Annotated in this window: 19 protein-coding genes; 7 read left to right on the top strand and 12 right to left on the bottom strand. The window is 33.1% G+C overall.

All coding sequences use genetic code 11. The annotated features are described in order from the left end of the window. The first annotated feature begins 34 nt into the window (after nucleotides 1–34). Entirely contained in the window at nucleotides 35–1,237 is a 1,203-nt protein-coding gene (locus BUC23_RS05890; RefSeq protein WP_073206948.1) for an NAD(P)-dependent oxidoreductase, read from the top strand. Between the two features lie 162 nt (nucleotides 1,238–1,399). Here BUC23_RS05890 and fumC read toward each other — a convergent pair whose 3' ends face one another. Next, entirely contained in the window at nucleotides 1,400–2,797 is a 1,398-nt protein-coding gene (gene fumC, locus BUC23_RS05885; protein WP_073206947.1) for a class II fumarate hydratase, read from the bottom strand. Between the two features lie 219 nt (nucleotides 2,798–3,016). On the opposite strand from fumC, the gene BUC23_RS17305 reads away from it, so the two are divergent. Next, nucleotides 3,017–3,217 (top strand): hypothetical protein, encoded by a 201-nt coding sequence (locus BUC23_RS17305; protein ID WP_167365560.1) that lies wholly within the window; start codon nucleotides 3,017–3,019, stop codon nucleotides 3,215–3,217. Nucleotides 3,218–3,323: 106 nt separating this feature from the next. On the opposite strand, the gene BUC23_RS05880 is transcribed toward BUC23_RS17305, so the two are convergent. Further along, nucleotides 3,324–5,780 carry a TonB-dependent receptor gene (locus tag BUC23_RS05880; RefSeq protein WP_073206946.1) on the bottom strand — a complete coding sequence of 819 codons (2,457 nt, stop codon included), beginning with the start codon at nucleotides 5,778–5,780 and terminating at the stop codon, nucleotides 3,324–3,326. A gap of 78 nt (nucleotides 5,781–5,858) precedes the next feature. Continuing rightward, complete coding sequence (locus BUC23_RS05875) at nucleotides 5,859–6,200, bottom strand: arsenate reductase family protein (protein ID WP_073206933.1); 342 nt, start codon at nucleotides 6,198–6,200, stop codon at nucleotides 5,859–5,861. 105 nt (nucleotides 6,201–6,305) lie between these two features. Here BUC23_RS05875 and BUC23_RS05870 point away from each other — a divergent pair, with 105 nt between their 5' ends. Further along, complete coding sequence (locus tag BUC23_RS05870) at nucleotides 6,306–7,220, top strand: CPBP family intramembrane glutamic endopeptidase (protein WP_073206925.1); 915 nt, start codon at nucleotides 6,306–6,308, stop codon at nucleotides 7,218–7,220. Nucleotides 7,221–7,263: 43 nt separating this feature from the next. Then, a complete protein-coding gene (locus BUC23_RS05865; protein WP_073206923.1) occupies nucleotides 7,264–8,310 on the top strand; it encodes an AMP-binding protein in 1,047 nt (348 codons plus the stop codon). 58 nt (nucleotides 8,311–8,368) lie between these two features. Here BUC23_RS05865 and BUC23_RS05860 read toward each other — a convergent pair whose 3' ends face one another. The 6 genes from BUC23_RS05860 to lpxD form a co-directional block, all read right to left on the bottom strand. Further along, nucleotides 8,369–8,791 (bottom strand): DoxX family protein, encoded by a 423-nt coding sequence (locus tag BUC23_RS05860; protein ID WP_073206920.1) that lies wholly within the window; start codon nucleotides 8,789–8,791, stop codon nucleotides 8,369–8,371. Between the two features lie 99 nt (nucleotides 8,792–8,890). Then, nucleotides 8,891–9,490, bottom strand: a complete 600-nt coding sequence (locus BUC23_RS05855; RefSeq protein ID WP_073206918.1) for a hypothetical protein — start codon at nucleotides 9,488–9,490, stop codon at nucleotides 8,891–8,893. Nucleotides 9,491–9,830: 340 nt separating this feature from the next. Next, on the bottom strand, nucleotides 9,831–11,411 hold the full coding sequence (locus BUC23_RS05850; protein WP_073206916.1) for a S41 family peptidase: 1,581 nt from the start codon (nucleotides 11,409–11,411) through the stop codon (nucleotides 9,831–9,833). A gap of 42 nt (nucleotides 11,412–11,453) precedes the next feature. Continuing rightward, entirely contained in the window at nucleotides 11,454–12,761 is a 1,308-nt protein-coding gene (locus BUC23_RS05845; protein ID WP_073206914.1) for an alpha/beta fold hydrolase, read from the bottom strand. A 9-nt stretch (nucleotides 12,762–12,770) separates the two neighbouring features. Then, complete coding sequence (locus BUC23_RS05840; RefSeq protein WP_073206912.1) at nucleotides 12,771–14,399, bottom strand: acyl-CoA carboxylase subunit beta; 1,629 nt, start codon at nucleotides 14,397–14,399, stop codon at nucleotides 12,771–12,773. A gap of 164 nt (nucleotides 14,400–14,563) precedes the next feature. Further along, nucleotides 14,564–15,562, bottom strand: a complete 999-nt coding sequence (gene lpxD, locus BUC23_RS05835; RefSeq protein WP_073206910.1) for a UDP-3-O-(3-hydroxymyristoyl)glucosamine N-acyltransferase — start codon at nucleotides 15,560–15,562, stop codon at nucleotides 14,564–14,566. A gap of 518 nt (nucleotides 15,563–16,080) precedes the next feature. Between lpxD and BUC23_RS05830 the strand changes: the two genes are divergently transcribed. Next, entirely contained in the window at nucleotides 16,081–16,797 is a 717-nt protein-coding gene (locus tag BUC23_RS05830) for a L,D-transpeptidase family protein (protein WP_084538305.1), read from the top strand. Nucleotides 16,798–16,952: 155 nt separating this feature from the next. Here BUC23_RS05830 and prfB read toward each other — a convergent pair. Further along, nucleotides 16,953–18,051 (bottom strand): peptide chain release factor 2 gene (gene prfB, locus BUC23_RS05825; RefSeq protein ID WP_139259781.1). Its coding sequence is split into 2 segments (ribosomal slippage): nucleotides 16,953–17,987 and nucleotides 17,989–18,051, totalling 1,098 coding nucleotides; the frame shifts between segments, so codons are not numbered across the junction. A gap of 89 nt (nucleotides 18,052–18,140) precedes the next feature. Between prfB and BUC23_RS05820 the strand changes: the two genes are divergently transcribed. Beyond that, nucleotides 18,141–19,166 (top strand): threonine aldolase family protein, encoded by a 1,026-nt coding sequence (locus BUC23_RS05820; RefSeq protein ID WP_073206908.1) that lies wholly within the window; start codon nucleotides 18,141–18,143, stop codon nucleotides 19,164–19,166. A 129-nt stretch (nucleotides 19,167–19,295) separates the two neighbouring features. Here the strand turns inward: BUC23_RS05820 and BUC23_RS05815 are convergent, their stop codons facing one another. Both BUC23_RS05815 and BUC23_RS05810 read right to left on the bottom strand, forming a co-directional pair. Further along, nucleotides 19,296–20,276: a hypothetical protein gene (locus tag BUC23_RS05815; RefSeq protein ID WP_073206906.1), complete on the bottom strand. Its 981-nt coding sequence runs from the start codon at nucleotides 20,274–20,276 to the stop codon at nucleotides 19,296–19,298. 19 nt (nucleotides 20,277–20,295) lie between these two features. Continuing rightward, nucleotides 20,296–20,616, bottom strand: a complete 321-nt coding sequence (locus BUC23_RS05810) for a YbaB/EbfC family nucleoid-associated protein (RefSeq protein ID WP_073207717.1) — start codon at nucleotides 20,614–20,616, stop codon at nucleotides 20,296–20,298. 142 nt (nucleotides 20,617–20,758) lie between these two features. On the opposite strand from BUC23_RS05810, the gene BUC23_RS05805 reads away from it, so the two are divergent. Continuing rightward, nucleotides 20,759–22,819 carry a S9 family peptidase gene (locus tag BUC23_RS05805; protein ID WP_073206904.1) on the top strand — a complete coding sequence of 687 codons (2,061 nt, stop codon included), beginning with the start codon at nucleotides 20,759–20,761 and terminating at the stop codon, nucleotides 22,817–22,819. The last annotated feature ends 34 nt before the right edge of the window (nucleotides 22,820–22,853 follow it).

Raw genomic sequence — 22,853 nt, 5'->3', positions numbered from 1 at the left:
AAGTTATATTAAATCATAAATAAAGCATTTAAAAATGAAATTCGGAATCATAAAAGAGAGAAAAAACCCACCAGACAGAAGAGTTGTTTTTTCACCAGATGAATTGGCAAAAATAAAACAGCTATATCAAGACGCTTCTATAAAAGTAGAAAGTTCAGATATTAGAATTTTTACTGACGAGCAGTACAAGAAATTGGGAATTGAAGTTGCAAATGACATTAGTGATTGTGATGTTTTTTTTGGTGTAAAAGAAGTTCCCATAGAAGATCTAATTCCTAATAAATCGTATTTTTTCTTTTCTCATACCATAAAAAAGCAACCTTATAACAGAAAATTGCTCCAGGCTATACTTGAAAAAAATATTGATTTGTATGATCATGAAACGATTGTTGATGCTAACAACCGCAGATTAATAGGTTTTGGGAGATATGCCGGAATTGTAGGTGCCTATAATGGTATCAGAGCTTTTGGAATAAAATTTGGCTTGTTTAAAATTCCGAAAGCGGAAACACTTTCTGGAAAAGAAGCACTAATAGCGCATTTAAAACGTGTGGTTTTGCCACCTTTAAAATTTGTTATTACCGGAACCGGAAAAGTGGGTAACGGAGCAAAAGAAATTTTGGATGCTATAAAAATCAAAGAAGTTTCTGTTGAAAATTACTTAACTAAAAACTATACACAACCCGTCTATACTCAAATTGATGTATTGGATTATAATAAACGTAAAGACGGTAAAGTATTAGATTTCAACGATTTTTATAATAATCCACAGGAATATGTTTCTGATTTCGAAAAATTCACAAAAGTAACAGAGGTCTTTATTGCGGGTCATTATTATGCCAATCAGTCACCAGTAATTCTTACTCAGGAAATGCTTCAATCCAATGATTGTAAAATAAAAGTGGTTGCTGATATTTCCTGTGATGTCAATGGTCCAGTTGCGTCTACCCTTAGATCATCAACTATTGCGGAACCTTTGTATGGATATTTATCTGCTGAAAATAAAGAAGTTGATGTATTTCATCCTGCTGCATTAGTTGTAATGGCGGTTGATAATTTGCCATGCGAATTACCTAAAGATGCCAGCGAAGGTTTTGGTGAGATGTTCATGGAACATGTAATTCCAGCCTTTTTTAATGGTGATAAAGACGGGATTCTTCAAAGAGCCAAAATCACCGAAAAAGGAAAATTAACGCCTAGATTTGGTTATTTACAAGATTATGTAGATGGGAAATAGTTATAAATTTTGTGTTGTTAATTGTGAATACCAAATCGAAAGGTATTTATAACAGTCGCAAATTTCGTAATTAATATTGCCTTCAGGACGGGACATAATAATGACAAAAACCCTGCAATGTTTTATCACTGCAGGGTTTTTAATTTATAACTCAAATCATAATTATTTCAAGCTTCCGACCATGTCTTCCGGTTTAACCCAAGTATCAAAATCCTCTGGTGTTACATAGCCCAAACGTACCGCCTCTTCTTTTAAGGTAGTTCCGTTTTTGTGAGCTGTTTGAGCAATTTCAGCTGACTTATAGTATCCAATTTTAGTATTCAAAGCCGTAACAAGCATTAATGAATTATCAACTAATTCTTTAATTCGTTTGTAGTTTGGTTCTATACCTTGTGCGCAATGTTCGTCAAAAGACATGCAAGCATCCCCTAATAATCTTGCTGATTGCAAGAAGTTAGCCGCCATCAATGGTTTGAATACGTTTAATTCATAATGACCTTGCATTCCTCCAACTGTTATAGCAACATCGTTACCCATTACTTGTGCGCAAACCATAGTTAAAGCTTCACATTGCGTAGGATTTACTTTTCCCGGCATAATAGATGAACCCGGCTCGTTTTCCGGAATAATAATTTCACCAATTCCTGAACGTGGTCCAGAAGCCAGCATACGAACGTCATTTGCAATTTTATTCAATGAAACTGCCAATTGTTTTAATGCACCATGAGTTTCTACAATTGCGTCATGAGCAGCCAAAGCTTCAAATTTGTTTTCAGCAGTTACAAATGGATGTCCGGTAAATTCAGCAATATATTCGGCTACTTTTACATCATATCCTTCAGGAGTATTTAATCCAGTTCCTACAGCTGTTCCACCCAAAGCCACTTCTGATAAGTGTGCCAAAGTATTTTTAACCGCTTTCAAACCGTAGTTTAATTGCGCTACGTATCCTGAAATTTCTTGTCCTAATGTAAGTGGAGTAGCATCCATTAAGTGGGTACGACCAATTTTAACTACAGTATTAAATTCAAGCGCTTTTGCGTGAAGTGTATCTCTTAACTTTTCTACACCTGGAATAGTTATTTCTACTACCGCTTTGTATGCTGCAATATGCATTCCTGTTGGGAACGTATCGTTAGAAGATTGTGATTTGTTTACATCATCATTAGCTTTGATGAATTGTTCGCCTTCGCCAATATTGAATCCTTTTAATACTTGAGCACGATTAGCAACTACTTCATTTACGTTCATGTTACTTTGCGTACCAGAACCAGTTTGCCAAATCACCAATGGAAATTCGTTGTCTAATTTACCGGCTAGGATTTCGTCACAAACGGCAGCAATAGCATCACGCTTTTCGATTGGCAAAACGCCTAAATCACAGTTAGCATACGCGGCTGCTTTTTTTAAATAAGCAAAGCCTTCAATAATTTCTTTTGGCATGGAAGCCGAAGATCCGATTTTGAAATTGTTTCGGGAACGTTCTGTTTGCGCTCCCCAATATTTGTCTGCAGGAACCTGTACTTCACCCATCGTGTCTTTTTCTATTCTGAATTTCATTTCGTTGTTATTTATAAGTATTAAGTAGTTTATTCGATTTTTAGCCCTGATAATAGTGAAAATCCTTTTATGCCGGTGTTCGGCATAAAAGATTGTAACGGATAGCGGGATTAGCTCCTAAAACTGAGCTCAAAAATACGGATAAATCCCTTTTTATAAAAATTGATTGGTAGTTTTTGTTGTTTTTTATTGGTAAGAAAAGGAATTAAACCTACATTTGTGGCTACATTCAAAATTCCGGAAAACATGTTTGAATTTTCACAGTACTTAGGCTTTTTACTTTTCTTAACCGTTCTTACTATAGGATTCTGGTTGATGTTTTTTTTAGTTGGTTTCGTATCTTATTGGATAGGTGGAGCAACTTGGGAAGCGTATAAAGAGAAAAGAGCTAAAAAGAAGCAACAACAACAATCAGTTTAATCTGATTGTGACATAAAAAAAGGACCCGTTTTTACGAGTCCTTTTTTTTATTCCGATAGTTTTTATTACATAAAAAAGGACCCGTTTTCACGAGTCCTTTTTCTATTTATCCCTGAAAGTCTCCTTCGCCTTCATTCATATTTCTCTTAGGTTGTTTTTCTCTTTCGTTTTTCTGTTTGTTGAAACGATAGGTAAATGATAAGGTAAACTGTCTTTCTCTCCACTGCATTTCAGAATAAGAATTAAGTATTCCTGGAAGATTTGTTTCCATTATCCTTTTTCTGGAATTGAATACGTCACTGATGTTGAAAGAAAGTGTTCCTTTATCTTTCATTACATCTTTACTAAACGCTAAGTTGGCAGCAAAAACACCTAAACTTTTTCCTTGAGCATTACTTTGCGGACCATTATATGTCGCATTAGTTTGCCAGTCAATTTTGTAAGGCAAGGTAACTTTTGATGTGATTCTTGTAAACCATGAAGTTGCTGTGTTGTCAAAATTTTGAGTTATTTCAACATTATTAAAATCCGTGTACACATAATTCCCTTGAGTTTGGTTTCTGAAGAAATTGAAATTACCATTTAATTTCCACCATTTGTACGGAGAGTAGTTTAGAGTAAATTCAAATCCTGTTCTATATTCCGTAGCCAAATTGATTGGTGAACTGATGATAATTGGTGTGCCATTGACAAAATCTCCTGATTCTCTTCTTGCAAATTGAAAAACATCGCTAGTTTTGTTGACGTACAATGACGTATTAAAAGTCAGTTTGTCCCAACGTTTGATATATCCTAAATCAATAGCATCAGTAAATGCTGGATCTAAATCAGGATTTCCCATAAAAATATTGATATTACTGGATAAATTGCTAAATGGATTTATCATTCTTCCTCTAGGTCTTTGGATTCTTCGGCTGTAGCTTATAGAAGTGCTGCTTTTATCTGAAATTTCATAGGTAAAGAAAGCACTGGGGAAGAAATTATTGTATTTTTTATTGTTGAAATCATTCGTAGCTAACTGATTGATATCGATATTAGAATCCTCCCAACGCAAACCAAAAAGAGCGGAGAATTTATTTACTTTCAAACCATATTGAGTGTAAATGGCATTCACTTTTTCTTTGTATTCTAATGTATTGGTGAAGTTTGGATTAATCACTCCATCATTTTCTACTTTGTAATCAGTAACCAGTTTAGAGAAATCTCCACGATATCCGGCTTCAAATTGGCTTCCATTTCCTAACGGCAAAACATAATCTGCCTGCAGTAAATTTCTATTTTGAGTTTGATGATTAAGTGTGTTGTCTAATTTTATGTCCGCGGTATTATTTGCTGTATCCGTTACCAAAGCTGTTGTGTTGTCGTCATTGGCTGAAAAGGAACCGTCAATAGTCAATTTATGCCCGTCCTTTTTAAAGTTTTTAATAAAATTTGTGGCAAATTCGACATTTTCACTCTTACTGTCTTCGACATTTATACGAGTTCGAGTGTAGTCGTAAACATAATTAACATCGTAATATTTTTGGAAAACATTATCCGTGTCATCTCCATTACTTTTTCTGTAATTAAAAGTATTGGTCCATGAAGTTGTTTTATCTATATAAAGTTCTATACCAAAATTCCCATTATATCCTTTACTGAATCTCTCGTTTTCTCTATTTTCATTCACATAGTTTCTTATCGAATTATCTGAATTTAAATATTCGGTATTTGTGATCATATTTCCTGGGCTACTTCTGTAATTGTAACCTTGGTTAGTAAAAAGATTAAAGTTTTTTGATTTGTAATTTAAAGTACCGCTCAAACCATAATTTTCTGGATAACCGGTAGATGCAATAAAAGTTCCGTTTAATCCAAGATTTTTTCCTTTTTTCAAAATAATATTTAATATACCGCCACCACCCTCAGCATCATATCTTGCTGATGGGTTAGTGATAACTTCTACTTTTTCGATTGCATCAGCAGGAATTAAGCGCAATGCTTCAGCAATATTAATTGCATTAGAAGGTTTTCCGTCAATAAGCACTTTTACATTATCGTTTCCACGAAGGCTTACATTTCCTTCAACATCTACAGAAACCGATGGAATATTGTCTAAAACGTCACTTACAGTTCCGCCTTTCACCATTAAATCATTTCCAACATTATAAACTTTTTTGTCTAATTTAATTTCAACCGTGGTTTTCTCAGATCGAATAACAACTTCATTTAATTGATTTGCATCTTCTTCTAAAGCTATTTGTCCCAGATTTGTACTTGCCTGAAGACTTTTTTGTTTAAATTCATTCAATTTGAAAGAGATGAACTCAATTTTTATATCGTAAATTCCAGGATTGACGTCAATATCAAATTCTCCTTTTGCATTCGTAATTCCTCCTGCAACAGGTTTTGGATTATTTGGATATAAAAAAGTAATTGTCGCATATTCCAGCGGTTGTTTACTTACTTTTTCAATAACGTTTCCAGTAATTTTAATTTTAAGTTTTGGTCCTTGCTGCGCAAAATTTATTAGGCTAGTAAATAAGAATACAAAGGCTAAGAGTTGTTTCAATTTTTTTGGCATTATAATAGTTTTAGATATTTTGATTTAGATGGTTTAAAAGGGGTTTGGTTTAAAAGCCAAATCACAAAAAAATGTTAATTAAATAAACGCCGTTACGGAATCTAATTCTCTTCCGATTATTGCTTTATTTCCAATTACCACAATAGGTCTTTCAATAAGAATGGGATAAGTAACCATTGTTTGAATGATTTCATCATTAGTTATTTCTTTATTTTTGAAATTTTCAATCCAGATTTTTTCTTTTTGTCGAACTAATGAAAGAGGTTGGAAATCTAGTTTTTGAATAAGAGCTGCTAATTCATCGAATGTAGGTCCGTTTTCAAGGTAATTAATAACCTCATATTCTTTTTCAGATTCTTTTATAAGAAGTAGACAATTTCTTGATTTTCCACATCGTGGATTATGGTATATTTGTATCATGCAATTTTTTTAATAAAGGAAATTGGGAAGTAAATGCTCCTCATTAGTGTAACGAAAATCTAATTTGTTACTCTAATTTTAATATAATTTAAAAACAAACACTCTATGTTTATAGAACAAGGTATAAATTCAGAAAATAAATTTTGGAAGTATATAGTTGGTTCAATCCTAATTATCATTGCCTCTTTTTTAGGTCAGGCTCCTTTATTAGTTGCTTTATATTACGACACTTTGGTGAAGGGGAAACCATATCCTACTTCTAATGATGATATTATGCGTTTTTTTGAACCTAATCTAACCTTGTTTCTGATATTGATATCATTTGTTTTTGTTATGCTTGGGATTTTCTTTGTTGTAAGATATTTACACAATCAAACGATGCTTTCCATTACAACGGCAAGGGCGAAAATAGATTGGAAAAGAGTTCTTTTTTCATTTTCAATTTGGGCAATTTTTACAATTTTATCAACAGTAGCGTTTTACTTCTCTAATCCAAGTGATTTTGTGATTAATTTTAAACCGATTCCATTTGCAATTTTAGTTGTAATTGGCACGATATTAATTCCAATTCAAACCAGTACAGAAGAATATATTTTTCGAGGTTATTTGATGCAAGGTTTTGGTAATCTCGCTAAAAATAAGTGGTTTCCCTTAATCATGACTTCTGTTATTTTTGGAGCTATGCATATTTCAAATCCAGAAGTATCTAAAATGGGTAATATTATTATGGTATACTATATTGGAACAGGATTATTGTTGGGAATAATTACCTTGATGGACGAAGGAATGGAATTAGCTTTAGGATTTCATGCTGCTAATAATTTGGTGAGCGCTTTATTGGTCACATCAGATTGGTCGGCCTTTCAAACACATTCTATTTTTAAGGATATTTCTCAACCTTCAGCCGGTTTAGATGTTATATTACCTGTTGTTGTCATTTACCCAATTCTTTTATTTATCTTTAGTTGGAAATACAATTGGACTGATTGGAAAGAGAAGTTAACAGGCAAAATAGCATAACAATCATCTTTCAATAAAACACTTAAATACAAGTAAAAATAACATGAATACAATCACTTACAAGAACGTTCATAATCATTTTAAACTAAATGGATTTCATTTAGACCGAAATGATTTATGCAGAGTAGCCTACAGTTTTATTAAAGAAGGAGAAGACCATGAAAAGTCTGTCGGTGATTTTATTCTGGACTGGTTTGACAACAAGTCATATCTCGAGCTTAATACTTCCGGGACAACTGGTACTCCAAAAATTATTAGAATTGAAAAACAAGCAATGGTCAATTCCGCTTTAGCGACAGGCGATTTTTTTAATTTGAGTCATGGCGATAAAGCGCTGCATTGTTTGCCAACGAAATACATTGCAGGGAAAATGATGTTTGTCAGAAGTTTTATTTTGGGACTTGATATGGACTTTGTCGCTCCAAGCTCACATCCTATGCTGCGTAACGATACAAAGTATGATTTTGTGGCGATGGTTCCTTTGCAAGCACAAAATTCTTTGGCAGAACTCAAAAACGTGAAGAAAATGATCGTTGGTGGTGTCAAAATGAGTAAATTTTTAGAAAAAAGTCTTTCTAAGTTGAAAACAGAGACCTATGAGACGTATGGTATGACGGAGACGATTACTCATATTGCTGCAAAAAAAATTGGCGAAAAACATTTTACTGTTTTGCCTAATATTAAAATTTATCAAGACAATCGAAATTGCTTGGTGATTGATGCTCCAAATATTTCAAACGATACAATTGTTACCAATGATTTAGTGGAACTAATAAATGAAAGACAATTTAGTTATTTAGGACGAATTGATAACGTCATCAATAGTGGAGGAATTAAACTGATTCCGGAACAAATTGAAGATAAATTATCGCACAAAATTCAGTCAAGATTTTTTGTTAGTGGAATTCAAGATCCTATTTTGGGAGAAAAACTAATATTAGTTGTTGAAGGGGAAAAACAAGTTTTAGATGAAAGCACTTTTGATGAATTGGATAAATATGAAAAACCCAAAGAAGTTTTTTATGTTTCAAAGTTTATTGAAACACATAACGGAAAAATAAAAAGAAAAGAAATTCAAGAAAGTCTGTAGACTAATTTAAATCATAAAAAAAGCATCCGTTAGCGCGTGATGCTTTTTTTATGATTTGTTATTTTTGCATTTTGAAATAGTAATCCGCTGAATGTTTTCCGCTGCCATAAAAAAGGAAAAACGCACAAATTGCCAATGTAAATAATGCTAATAATAGATTTTGAGAATGCATTTCCCCCATGAAATTTATAATTATCGCAGCTATTAATATTGGTAATTGTGCAATGATTGCCCATCTGGTCAGTAAACCAAAAGCAATCATTATTCCCCCAACCATGTGAGCGGGAGCAATATAATGAATAAGGAACATTCCTCCTCCAATTTTATCGATAGGAGATATTAAATCAGCCAGATATTGGATATTGGTTATAAAAAAGATTCCTTTCATAAACAAAAAAACACCTAAAGCTACACGCAACAAATCAATTGGTAAATAAGTGTGCGCATTAGCCCATCTATTCAACTCTTTTACGTTGTTCATAATATTATTAGTTTAGAAATTACATACTAAGTTACTGATTTTTAGTATAAAATAATATTATTTTAAAGCAAAATAATGTATTTTTTGATTTAGACTTAATTATTTAAAGAAACAATAATTAAACTTCAGCCCAAGTGTGTTTTCGGCATGCCCATGAGCAATGAAATTTGTTAAATTCAAGGAGATATTCAGTTTGTCATTAGCTAGGTATTTCCCTAAATATATTCCGGAACAAGAGCCAAAACGAGTAGGACCATTATATTCATCAACAAAACCTAATCCAATTTTTGGGTCTTCATCAGAAATCGCATAACCAACTCCGCTTTCAGCTCCTAAACACCAATTTGATTTCAAGTTAAATTGTATATTTGGTTTAATGGCAAACAGGCTAAAATTTCTATAGAGTGCCCTTTCTTTTACGGTACTTTCAGGTAGTACATCGGGATGATTTTTTTTCGTAAAACGATAATCGTATTCCGCTCTTACTCCAAACTCCGTTGTTGGTGTAATCTTCTCAGCAGCTCTTAGATTGACACCGATTCCAAGTCTATGGGACCTGTACATCTGAATATGAACGGGCAATGATAAATTAATGCCAGATTCTAACACAAATGAATTGTCAGTTTCTTTTTGTCCAAATGCAAACGGAGCAATCATAAGAAAAACAATGCAAACGATATCTTTTAAAATTTTTTTCATTTTTTCTTTGAATTAAAATTAAAATTTTAGCAGAAAAAATTTATTTTACAAAAAAATGATGATAAATGATAAGTTGCAGTTTGGAGAATTATATTTACCACTATATTAATCAAAGATACAAAGAACAATTGTTTTAAAATCTTATTAATCAAGTTTTTATGGGCTATTTAATTGATTAAATTTTGTAATGATTAAATTTAAAATTTTAAAAAGCAAGCTAATAGTAGTAAAATCCAATTTTCATTTAAGAAGAGTTAAGCACCACAATCTTTGTCGGAAATGAGGAACATTTGTCTTTAAAAAAGGTTTAAAAATAGTATCGGATAGATTTTATAGAAAGCTACTCTGTTTTAGGAATTTCTGAAATAGTTGATTTTATATCATTCAAAATCCAATCCATTTCTGGGTCAGTTCCTTTAATTTGGTCTTGAAGTGTTGGGGTAATTGACACATCAGGAAAAATACCTCTACCTTTAATTTCTGTTTTATAATGAGGAGCTATCAACATTAAACCGATCCGAACTTTTAATTGTGAATTCGGTAATTTTACAAGAGGCATAAATCCAGCAACCGTTCCGTTGTAGGCTCCTCCCGTTTCTTCCCCTACAAAAGTTGCTCTTTTTGAACCTTTTAAATTCGAGGAAATAATACTGGAAGCAGAAAAACTCATTCCATTGATCAGAACATAAATTTTTCCTTTGAAAGAATCTTTGTTCACTTTATGAGGTTTTGTTTGAGTGGCGTAAATGTTTTTCCCATTTTTATCTTTATGAACGGTCAAAAGTAAATAAGTGTATACTAAAGGGGAGAAAATAGTTTTTACAGCTTTTACACCAAAAGAGCCTCCATTAAAATAGGCACCTTTTAATAAACTTGATTTTGATACTACTTCGGCTTTATCCAAAAACACAAAAGTTGAGTCGGATAAATAAGAGTATAAATTGGCGATTTCAGTTACACGGCCGCCGCCATTATCTCTTAAATCCAATACCAATGTAGTCGATTTATATTGGTCAATTTTACTGAAGCTTTCTTTGTAAAAAGTTCTAAAATCCCCATTCTTAAAACTTCTGATTTTCATTACAGCAACACTGCTGTCTCTTTCTGCAAAATGCAAGTTGCGGTTGTAATTTTTTAAATCCGAATTATAACCATTGACTTTTTTCTTCTTTTTTAGTGCTTTAGATTTTATTCGGTCAATTGCTGTCAGCGTTTTTTTAATTTTTTTGACAGTTTTGGTAGTATCTTCTTTATGTCTTTTGATCGTGATTACTTTTAAACTATCGTTGTATTTAAAATTAAATCTCAAACTGTCTTTTATACCATTCTGAGTAGAAAAAAAAGAGGAAAATCTCCTGCCTGCGCTGCGGGTTTTTAAGGTAGTATTATAACCATCTGAACTGTAGAATTTACTATATTCCTCAATTAAATCTTTCGGTTTTATCCCGTTTACATCAACAACTTCGGTTCCGGTTTTGATGCTTTTATTATAAGATTTATTTTTTATGACATACAGTTTATCATTGAAATAATCGAAATCAAATTGCGAAAATGGCCCTGTTCCTTTTTTTACAAGGGCTTTGGTTTCTTTCTTAGTCATTAATTTTACAGACGGATAGACAAACGTATGGCCTTGTCTTACAGCGGCTACAACGGGACTCAGTTTTTTGTAAAAATCTAAACTTGTCATTGGTTTTCGGATAGTCATTTTTAAACTATCTAATTTAAAATCAAGGTCTTTTTTAGAAGTATACCAATATAAATTGGGGTGTAATCGCTTTAGTTTTTTATAGGTAAAATCAACATCAGATTTTAATTTTTCTTCAGAAATTAAATCATTTAAATGGTTATTGTGTCTTTTTACAGAAGTACATTGAATAAACAATAATGAGACAAAGACTAAAATAAATATTTTTTTCATGTTTTAAAATAGTAATTGAAAAAATCCTGAGAAATAAAATATTTAGTATTTCAAAAAATTCAAAACAATTTCGTTAAACAATTTCGGATTTTCTTCTGGAATATAATGAGAACCATTAGGTAAAATCGCTAGTTGAGCATTAGGTATAGATTCAAACATTTTCAACGTGTGATTGCTCTTTATTTCGTCATGATCTCCAGCCATTATTAACGTTTTAGATTTAATTACTCCCAAATCCGCATATTCTAGGTTAGGGTATTTAATGTCTAAATTATACAAATTTATTACCAAATCATTTTTATGTTCCAAGTTATCTTTTTCTAAATCTAAAACTGTTTTTTTCATTGCATCCAAATCAACAATACCATCAGGAAATATATTTGCTCCTGTGGCCACTAATTTGTTAACTTTTTCAGGATATTTTATAGCCATTAATAATCCAATAATTCCCCCATCACTCCAACCAACAATATGTGTCTTTTCAATATTTAATTTGTCCAGAAATAATTTGATATCATCGATTTGAAGGTCAAAAGTTAATTCAACTCCTTTTTGATAGGTTGAATTTCCTCTTCCTCTACAGTCAACTAAAATTACTTTGTAATATTTAGAATATTCTTCGACCTGATTGATAAAAGAACTCATTGATTGTCCATTACCATGCAATAATAAGAGAGGTTCTCCTTCGCCATAAATTTCATAATATAAACTTACGCCATTAACATCGATAAATTTCCCACTATCATTGCTTCCTAAAATATTTTTACATTGTATTAGTAAGCATTTATTTCCTTTCGATGGATTATTAGATGAATATTCAGTAGTAAAGTTTTTTGTAGTAGCGATTTGATTTCTTCCAATACCATTTTTCCATAAATCATCTTTTGAAGAATTTTCTTCAAAGTTTGGATTACTTATAGCAATCGCTTTCCATTTTTGCTTTCCTTTTTTTACTTCTACTTTAAAATTATCAAAGTAAAAGTCTCCAGTATTTTGGCAAAAGGCACCTATATTTAAGACTGTTGCATCTTTATCAATAACACCTTTTATTTCAAATGTTTTCCATTCTCTAGTCGTATTTGTTGTAGCGGCATCGTTTTGGAAAAAACCAACTTTTTTATCTTTCTTATCTACTCGGGCCCACAAAGCTGCCTTTGATTTTTTTTTAGTATTCTCCGTTCTAATATCTGCAGAAATTCGAAATTCATATCCTACTTTGTCTGAGACATCTAATGATTGTGAATAAGATGCCCAATCTTGTATTTTCTCAGAAGATTCTTGAGCATTAATTTTTGTACAAGAGACCAAAACGTAAATTGAAAAAATTAGAAGTTTGTTTTTTAATTTCATTTTCTATTTTTATACCTGAATAACTCCTAAATTAAATTTCTTTTCAATAGGAGAGTGGTTTGCAGCCTCAATTCCCATAGAAATCCAAGTTCGGGTATCTAATGGATCAATAATAGCATCTGTCCAAAGTCTGGAAGCAGCATAATACGGAGAAACCTGCTCGTCATATCTTGCTTTAATCTTGTCAAAAAGAGCTTTCTCTTTGGCTTCATCCACAATTTCTCCTTTTGCTTTAAGCGAAGAAGCTTCAATTTGTGCCAATACTTTCGCTGCTTGTGTTCCTCCCATCACTGCTAATTCAGCACTTGGCCAAGCAAAAATTAATCTTGGATCGTATGCTTTTCCACACATGGCGTAATTTCCAGCACCATAAGAATTCCCAACAATAACCGTGAATTTTGGAACGACTGAATTAGAAACGGCATTCACCATTTTAGCACCATCTTTTATGATTCCGCCATGTTCTGATTTAGATCCAACCATAAAACCGGTAACATCCTGGACGAAAACTAAAGGAATTTTCTTTTGGTTGCAATTGGCAATAAATCGAGTGGCTTTATCCGCACTATCCGAATAGATTACGCCACCAAATTGCATTTCACCATTTTTAGTTTTCACTACTTTTCTTTGGTTAGCAACAATTCCAACTGCCCAACCATCAATTCTGGCATAACCAGTAATAATAGTTTGACCGTAACCATCTTTGTACGCTTCAAACTCAGAATTGTCAACTAAACGATTGATGATTTCCATCATATCATATTGTTCATTTCGAGCTTTTGGCAAAATACCATAGATATCATTTTCTTCTAATGCTGGTTTTACTGCTTTTATTCGGCTATATCCAGCTTTATCGAAATCACCAATTTTATCAACTATATTTTTTATTTTATCTAATGCGTCTTTGTCATCTTTGGCTTTATAATCCGTAACACCCGAAATTTCGCAGTGTGTTGTTGCTCCGCCCAATGTTTCATTATCGATGCTTTCGCCAATGGCTGCTTTGACTAAATAGCTTCCTGCCAAGAAAATACTTCCTGTTTTTTCGACAATCAGAGCTTCATCACTCATAATTGGCAGATAAGCTCCACCGGCAACACAACTTCCCATAACGGCAGAAATTTGTGTAATTCCCATACTACTCATTAGAGCATTATTTCTGAAAATGCGACCAAAATGTTCTTTGTCAGGAAAAATTTCATCTTGCAAAGGCAAATACACTCCGGCGCTATCTACTAAATAAATAATTGGCAATCTATTTTCCATTGCGATTTCCTGCGCACGTAAGTTTTTCTTAGCTGTAATTGGAAACCAGGCACCCGCTTTTACCGTCGCATCATTGGCCACGACAATACATTGTTTACCTCTTATATATCCTATTTTCACAACAACTCCACCCGAAGGGCAACCGCCATGCTCTGCATACATTCCTTCACCAACAAATGCACCAATTTCTATACTTTTAGCTTTGGGATCCAATAAATAATCGATTCGTTCCCGAGCAGTCATTTTGCCTTCGCCATGCAATTTTTGAATGCGTTTTTCACCACCGCCCAATTTAACAAGGCTTAATTTTTGACGTAATGCTGAAAGTAAAAGTTTATTGTGGTCTTCGTTTTTATTGAAGTTCAAATCCATGATAAAATAGTGTTAAGTAATATGCGCTAAATTAAAAAAATTATTGAATAAATCTTTTAAGCACTGTTAGTTTAGAAAGAAAATAGAATATATTATTGGTATTATAGCAAAAAAACAGAATTTAAGTTCTGTTTTTTTCTGAATTTAACAAATGTTAAGATTAGTTATTTTTTCGAATCGGCAACCATTCTTTTTAAAATTGCCCATTGTTTTAATGCATCACGTGCTTCGACAGCCGGATATCCTAACATGGTTTTTCCAGCTGGAATATCTCCTGTTACACCAGATCCAGCGCCTACAACGGCACCGTCACCAATTGTTACGTGATCTTTTATAGAAGCGCTTCCGCCTATAATTACCCCATTTCCTAGAGTTACTGAACCAGCCAATCCGCTGTTTCCAGCCATGATACAAAAACGGCCTAATTTACTGTTATGACCGATCTGTACTAAATTGTCAATTTTGCAACCGTCTCCTAAAATGGTAGAACTGAATTTTCCTCGGTCAACGCAAGAATTTGCACCAATTTCAACATTATTGCCAATAATTACATTTCCAATTTGCGGGATTTTTACCAAACCTCGTTCAGGATCAGGACGGAAGCCAAAACCATCCGCGCCAATCGTCGCATTGGGATGTATAATACAATCGTTCCCTACATGACATCGCTCTCTAATTACTGTTCCGGACCAGATTACAGTATTTTTTCCTATAGTACATTCGTCTAAAATAGTAACATTAGGATATATTGTTGTATTGTCACCAAGTACAACTTTTGGTCCTATATAGCAACCTGCACCAATTCGAACACCATTACAAATAATAGCGGTGTCATCTATAACTGCTGTCGGATGAATATCAATATTAAATACGGGAGCTGGTGGAGCAAAAAGGGCTAAAACTTGAGACATAGCCAAATCAGCATTTTTTACTTTTATAAAAGCTCTGTCTTCTCCTGGCTCTATAGATATATCTTCATTAACAACTGCGACACAAGCTTTCGATGTAGACCAAAACTTTTCATATTTTTTGTTTCCAATGAAAGAAATTTCAGATTCATTGGCAGCTTCAAGTTGTTCAGGTGCAGTAATGTGTTGGATAGTATTCCCTATTACCTCTCCTTTTAAAATCTCATTTATTTCTTGAATTGTGTAGGATTTCATTTCTTACAAGTTGGATTTAGTATTGTATTTTTACCAAATAAAACAATTTCGAGTTGTAATTCCAAATCTTTCGCACTTCTTTAACAAGTTTAAAATGGCTCTAATTTAAGACACGATTCAAAAACAAAATATTTTGTACCTCAATTTGCGGGTTAATTTATAATGTACATGAATAGCTTTATCATTCAAAATTTCTTTGTTTATATTCTTTTCTTCTTGTTTTATAGTAGATGCTCAAATTTAAATCTTGTGTTTTATCGCGTAAAAATATATTCTAAAAAGATTCATGCAGCTTTCTTGAAACGCTGATCGAGTATAATCATTTGCTAAAAACGGCAGGTGTTTCAGTTTCTTTGACCGAATGGCTTTAGTTTTTTTACAGTAGTGCTTTTAAAACAGGGTTCAAACTGCGTAATGGTTTTACGATAAATTGGCTATGTTTGCAGGTGAAATTACAATCGAATTTACAATCCTAATTCGACTTTATTACTAGCAATTGAATAATATATCCACAATAAATGAAACTTTTTAACCGTTTTTTATTTTTGCCTGCCTTACTGTTTTTTTGTATTAACATAGCCGCTCAAGCAGATAATAGAATGATTGAAGTTGCATTATTAATTGCAGATCATAGTAAAAGTAAAATAGAAAATTGTGAACAATTGTTGGTAGTGTACAATTACCAGCCAGAAAATTATAGTGCTTTTCTTGTTGCTTTAGAGAGGAAAGAGGGGAGTTGGGTTGTGAAATATGATCCGGTAGAAGTAGGTGTTGGTAAAAATGGTTTTGCACCTCCGCAAAAAAAGATTGAAGGTGACGGCAAGTCGCCAACCGGAATATTTCGTTTAGGTAAATTATTTACTTATGAAAAACACTTAATTACATTATTGGAATACCAACAAACCACTAAAGAAGATAAATGGATTGATGATCCAAATTCGGCTGATTATAATAAATACGTAAGAGGTGCTACCAATGCAAAATCATATGAAAATCTATTTCTGAATAATGATGCCTACAAGTATTGCATGGTTATAGAATATAATACGAAACCCGTAATAAAAGGAAAAGGAAGCGCTATATTTTTTCATTTGGGTGTAAAAAAGCCTTATTTCACTGCGGGTTGTGTTGCTATTAATGAGGAAAATATGAAGTTGATTGTGAATTGGTTAGATCCCAAACTAAACCCAACTATAATTATGGGTAATTACGATGTTTTGAAAAGTGGTCTTTAAATAGTTCTTCAGCAACAGTCTAGAAAACGAGCTTATAATATTCAAAAAAATCCCCTCAAACATTTCGAATAACGAAAGTTAAGGGGATTTTATTACTTATTTTATCTTTTGAAGTACTCACTTGTCACTGAAAACTGAGCACCGCAAGCTGAATACTATTCTTCTTCCTGTTGTCCCATCATCATCAGATAGGCTTTTAAGAATTCATCGATTTCTCCATTCATTACGCCATCAACATTGCTGGTTTCATGACCGGTTCGAACGTCTTTGACTAATTTATAGGGTTGCATCACATAATTCCTGATTTGTGAACCCCATTCTATTTTCATTTTTCCAGCTTCGATATCAGCGCGTTGTGCCTGTTTCTTTTTTAACTCAATTTCATACAATTGAGATCGTAACATTTGCATGGCACGTTGTCTGTTATCTTGCTGTGACCGCGTTTCAGAACATTGTATTTGAATTCCGGTTGGTTTATGAAACAATTGTACTTTAGTCTCTACTTTATTTACATTTTGTCCTCCCGCACCACTGGATCGTGAAGTTGTAATTTCAATATCAGCAGGATTAATGTCAATTTCGATACTGTCATCTACCAGCGGATATACATAAACCGATGCAAACGAAGTATGACGTTTGGCGTTACTGTCAAAAGGGGAAATGCGAACCAATCGATGTACACCATTTTCGCCTTTTAAATATCCAAAAGAATAGTCCCCTTCAAATTCGAGCGTAACGGTTTTTATTCCTGCAGCCTCTCCTTTTTGGTAATTCAGTTCTTTTATCTTGTAGCCGTATTTTTCGCCCCACATCATATACATACGCATCAGCATTTCAGCCCAATCGCAACTTTCCGTTCCACCGGCGCCAGCCGTAATTTGTACAACAGCGCTCAAAGTATCCCCTTCGTCCGAAAGCATATTTTTGAATTCAATAGCTTCAATGTGGTCTTGGGTTTGCTTGTATTGCTCGTCTAATTCTTCTGTTGTAAGTTCTCCTTCTTTATAAAAATCATAGGCCAGTTGCAACTCATCAGTCATTTCGACTGCTTTGTTGTAATCTTCAATCCATTTTTTTTTATTTCGAAGATTCTTTACAATGAGTTCAGCTTCTTTTGCGTTATTCCAAAAGTTGGGGGCAAAAGTTTTTTCTTCTTCGTTAGAAATTTCAATTAATTTGGCATCAACGTCAAAGATACCTCCTCAACGCACCAAGGCGCTCTACAATACCTTTAATTTGTTCGGTAGTTGTCATAAATTATGTAATTTTGTGGCACAAAAATAAGAAAATTTTGAGAAGGGACAAGACGCAACTTGTCCGTAACATAAATATAAAGTAAATACATGGAAATAAATTTAGTTAGCGATACGATTACCAAGCCTTCACACGAAATGTTACAGTATATGTTTAATGCCCAAGTAGGCGATGACGTATATAAACAAGATCCCACAGTTATTGAGCTTGAAGCCAAAGTTGCCAAAATGTTTGGTATGGAAGCAGGTCTTTTTTTTCCTTCCGGAACGATGGCAAATCAAACGGCAATAAAATTACATACGCAACCAGGAGAGCAATTAATAGCCGACAAATATGCTCATGTGTATCACTACGAAGGTGGTGGCGTTTCTTTTAACAGCGGCGTTTCCTGTTGTTTATTGGATGGAAATCGCGGAATGATTACTGCCCAACAAGTTGCGGGAGCCATTAATGATCCGGAGTTTTATCACAGTCCCTTAACCAGTTTGGTATGTGTAGAGAATACAACCAATAAAGGTGGTGGTGCTTGTTATGAACTGCAAGATTTACAAAAAATAAAACAGGTTTGCGATGCCAATAATTTGAAGTTTCATCTGGATGGAGCCCGAATTTGGAATGCATTGGTGGCCAAAAAACAAGACCCAAAACAATTCGGGAAATTGTTTGACACCATTTCTGTTTGTTTGTCCAAAGGACTTGGAGCGCCTATTGGTTCTGTTTTATTGGCTGATAAGGCAACAATTCACAGAGCTTTACGAATCAGAAAAATATTAGGAGGAGGAATGCGTCAGGTAGGATATTTGGCCGCAGCCGGAATTTATGCTTTAGATCATAATATGGAGCGCCTTACCGAAGATCATAGAAGAGCTAAAGAAATAGCAGAAGTGTTGAAAAAAGTGAATTGGGTCGCATCAGTAGAGCCAGTTGAAACTAATATTTTAATCTTTTCTTTGGCAAATAATGTTAGTGATACCGTTTTGATAGAAACATTAAAACAGAAAAATATTTCCATTAGTTCTATGGGTCATGGAAAATTAAGAATCGTCACGCATCTTGATTATCGAGAAGTAATGCATACATATGTTTTGGAAACTTTAGAAAAATTAATTTTCTAGTTTGTAAAATTTATTTAAAGTTTAAGGTTCAAAGTTTTTGACAATGTTAAAAACTTTGTACCTTTTTTTTATTTAGACAATTGCTTATTTTAGGAATTGTTAGAATAAATCAATTTAAAAGAAGTTTATTTAGTTAGATGCTTTTTCTATAATAATCATGTTATTATCTATGCCAGATTTATTTACGGCTACAAATTCTGTTGAGTTAGATGAGATATTGTATTTCAATAAACCGGTTTGTTTTTCTTTTATTACATAATTGACGTATTGATTATTTGTTTTGTCAATAAATCCTTTACCTGAAGAGTTAATTATACCGTATACTTCGTTTGGTAAAATAGCTGTAGTAATGTTACTTGTTAAGTCAAATTTGACAAGACTAACTCCGATTACATTCCCTGTCGCCGCTTTAACACCAAACAAGATGTTGTTTGAAGACATTCCAGCTTTTGTAAATAAAACGCTAGAATTGGTACTGTTAAAACGCAATGGCTTTGAAGTGTTGTTTTCTGGATTTATTTCAATTGTCTGGTCGTTTATAGAAGTACTATAGAATTTGTTGTCATTTATAAAAGTCGAAAAAGAACCTTTCTGGTTAAAAGAAATTCCTGTATAATTAACTTCAAAATTAACGAGATTAATTGTTACAAAATAACATAAATCGTCCCCGTTAAGATTAGGATTAGAGGCAATTACAGCAAATAACTGATTGGTTAATTCATTCCATTGCAAAGAGACTAAAGTGGGCTCCGTTCCTGTTATAGCGATTGGATAAATTAATTCTTTTGAAATGGTTGAATTAGTGTTTTTGTCAAAAACAAACAATTTATCTTTTGGAGGGAGATGTTCTACTAAAAATATTTTATTTGCATTTGAAGAAATAGTATTCAAATTTAAAAAGGAAGATGGATTTACACCATTAAATTCTGAATAGGAAGAAATGGCACCAGTGTTGTTTCCAATTTTATTGATTTTCCCTGTTGAGTTTACTGTTATATAAGTAAAATCATCTTTGATTTGGTTTTGATTAACTTCCGTTGATGTTTCTCCACTACAAGAAACAAAAAAAATGGCGCAATTAAGCGCCAATAATTTCAATATTGATTTCATATATTACTTGGTAATACTATTACTTAAACAAATTATCCATTCCTGGAATCATTGGCATATCCATTTTTGCGACAGCATCAAGTTCAGCTTCATTTGTTTTTGTCGCTTTTTCAATGGCTTTATTCAGAGTTAAAATCAAATAATCTTCCAGTTGATCTTTGTCTTCCAATAAAGTATCGTCAATTGTAATTGATTTTATTTTTCTGTTTGCAGTCAAAGTTACTTTCAATAAACCATCTGTACTTTGCTCATCGATAAGTACGGTATCCAGACGTTTTTTTGTATCCTCTATTTTTTGTTGGGTCTCTTTAAGTTTTCCCATCATTCCCATTAAATCCATTTTGATAATTTTTAAATTATTGAAATACGAAATTACTACATTTGAAGGAATAAGCAATGTTAAATTAGATGAAAAACCGACGTGTTTTAAATCGGCTTTGTTCTATTTTTGTAAATTCAAATATTAAATAAAACGTATAAAAATGTCAGAAAATATACAACCACCTGTTGCTAAAATAATTCCTAAAACACTAGAAAATTTAGGACACACAAGAACCGATAATTATTTTTGGATGAACGACAGGGAAAATCCTGAAGTTATTGATTATTTGAACAAGGAGAATGAGTATTATCAAAAAATGACTGCTCATACGAAAGATTTCCAAAAAGAATTATTTGAAGAAATGAAAGCCAGAATAAAGGAAGATGACGAATCTGTTCCTTATTTGTACAATGGTTATTACTATATTACCCGTTTTGAGAAAGGAAAAGACTATCCTATTTATTCTCGAAAAAAAGAAAGCCTTTCGGCAAAAGAAGAAATCATGTTTGATTGTAATGAAATGGCCCAAGGCCAATCCTATTTTCAATTGGGTGGTTTGAGTGTTAGTCCAGACAACAAATTAGCTGTTTTTAGTTTTGATACCGTCGGCAGAAGAATATATACCATTCAGATTAAGAGCTTGGAAACCAACGAAATTTTAGAAGATATAATAGAAAAAGTTACGGGAAGTGCCGTTTGGGCAAATGACAATAAAACGATCTTTTATTCCAGCCAAGACGAAGTTACTTTGCGTTCGGATAAAATTTTCAAACATAAATTGGGTTCTAAACAAGCTGATGATATTTTAGTTTATTTCGAAAAAGATGATACTTATAATGTAGAAATTGCAAAATCCAAATCCAAAAAATACCTTGCAATTGAGTCAGGAAGTACATTAACCACTGAGTATAGAATTCTAAATGCAGACAATCCTGATGGAAAATTTGAAATTTTTCAAAAACGAATTCGAGGAGTTGAATACAGCATTAATCATTATAAAGACAGTTTTTATATAATGACGAATGCGGATGATGCGGAGAATTTCAAGTTGATGAAAACACCGGAAACGGCTACCTCAAAAGAGAATTGGAAAGAAGTTTTAGCGCATCGCGAAGATGTCTTGTTAGAAGATATCGAAATTTTCGCCAATTATCTAGTGGTTGAAGAACGTTCGAATGGTTTGAATAAAATTCGAATCATGCCTTGGAGTGGGGAAGAGGAATATTATTTACCTTTTGAAAGCGAAACGTATACCGCTTATACCACAACGAATGTTGATTTTGACACAGAAATTTTACGTTATGGATACCAATCAATGACAACTCCTTCTTCGGTTATTGATTTCAATATGAAAACCAGAGAGAAAGAAATCAAAAAAGAACAGCAGGTTTTAGGAGGTAAATTCGATAAAAATAATTACACCGAAGAACGCATTTGGGCAACCGCAACTGATGGGACAAAAGTGCCAATTTCAATGGTGTACCGAAAAGAATTAATAAAAGACGGTAAAAATCCATTGCTTCAATATGCTTATGGCTCTTACGGGCATTCTATGGATGCTACTTTTTCCTCTACGAGATTGTCGTTATTGGATAGAGGATTTATATATGCAATTGCACACATTCGAGGTGGGGAAGATCTGGGAAGACAATGGTATGAGGACGGAAAATTATTAAAAAAGAAAAATACATTCACAGACTTTATTGATTGTTCCAAATTTTTAATAGAACAAAAATATACTTCACCAGCTCATTTATATGCCGAAGGTGGCTCTGCAGGTGGATTATTAATGGGTGTAGTGGTAAATATGGCACCGGATTTATATAATGGTGTTATAGCACAGGTTGCTTTTGTAGATGTAATAACTACAATGCTTGATGATAGTATTCCGCTTACAACCGGTGAGTATGATGAATGGGGAAATCCAAACAAGAAGAAATATTATAATTATATGTTATCCTATTCCCCGTATGATAATATAAAAAAACAAAATTATCCTAATATGTATGTTTCTACGGGTCTTCACGATTCGCAAGTGCAGTACTGGGAGCCCGCTAAATGGGTGGCTAAATTAAGAACCATGAAAACAAATGACACCGTTTTATATCTTGATACAAACATGGAAGCTGGCCACGGAGGAGCATCAGGTAGATTTGAAGCCTTAAAGGAATTAGCCAAAGAATTCAGTTTTTTATTAGATTTAGAAGAAATAAAAAAGTAATTCAAAAATTTTTGTTAAATTTGCCATGTTTCGA

This window comes from Flavobacterium xinjiangense (genome assembly GCF_900142885.1).
Lineage (GTDB): Bacteria > Bacteroidota > Bacteroidia > Flavobacteriales > Flavobacteriaceae > Flavobacterium > Flavobacterium xinjiangense.
Note: the sequence above shows the minus strand (reverse complement) of the source record. Positions and strands in the feature narration are given on the sequence as shown.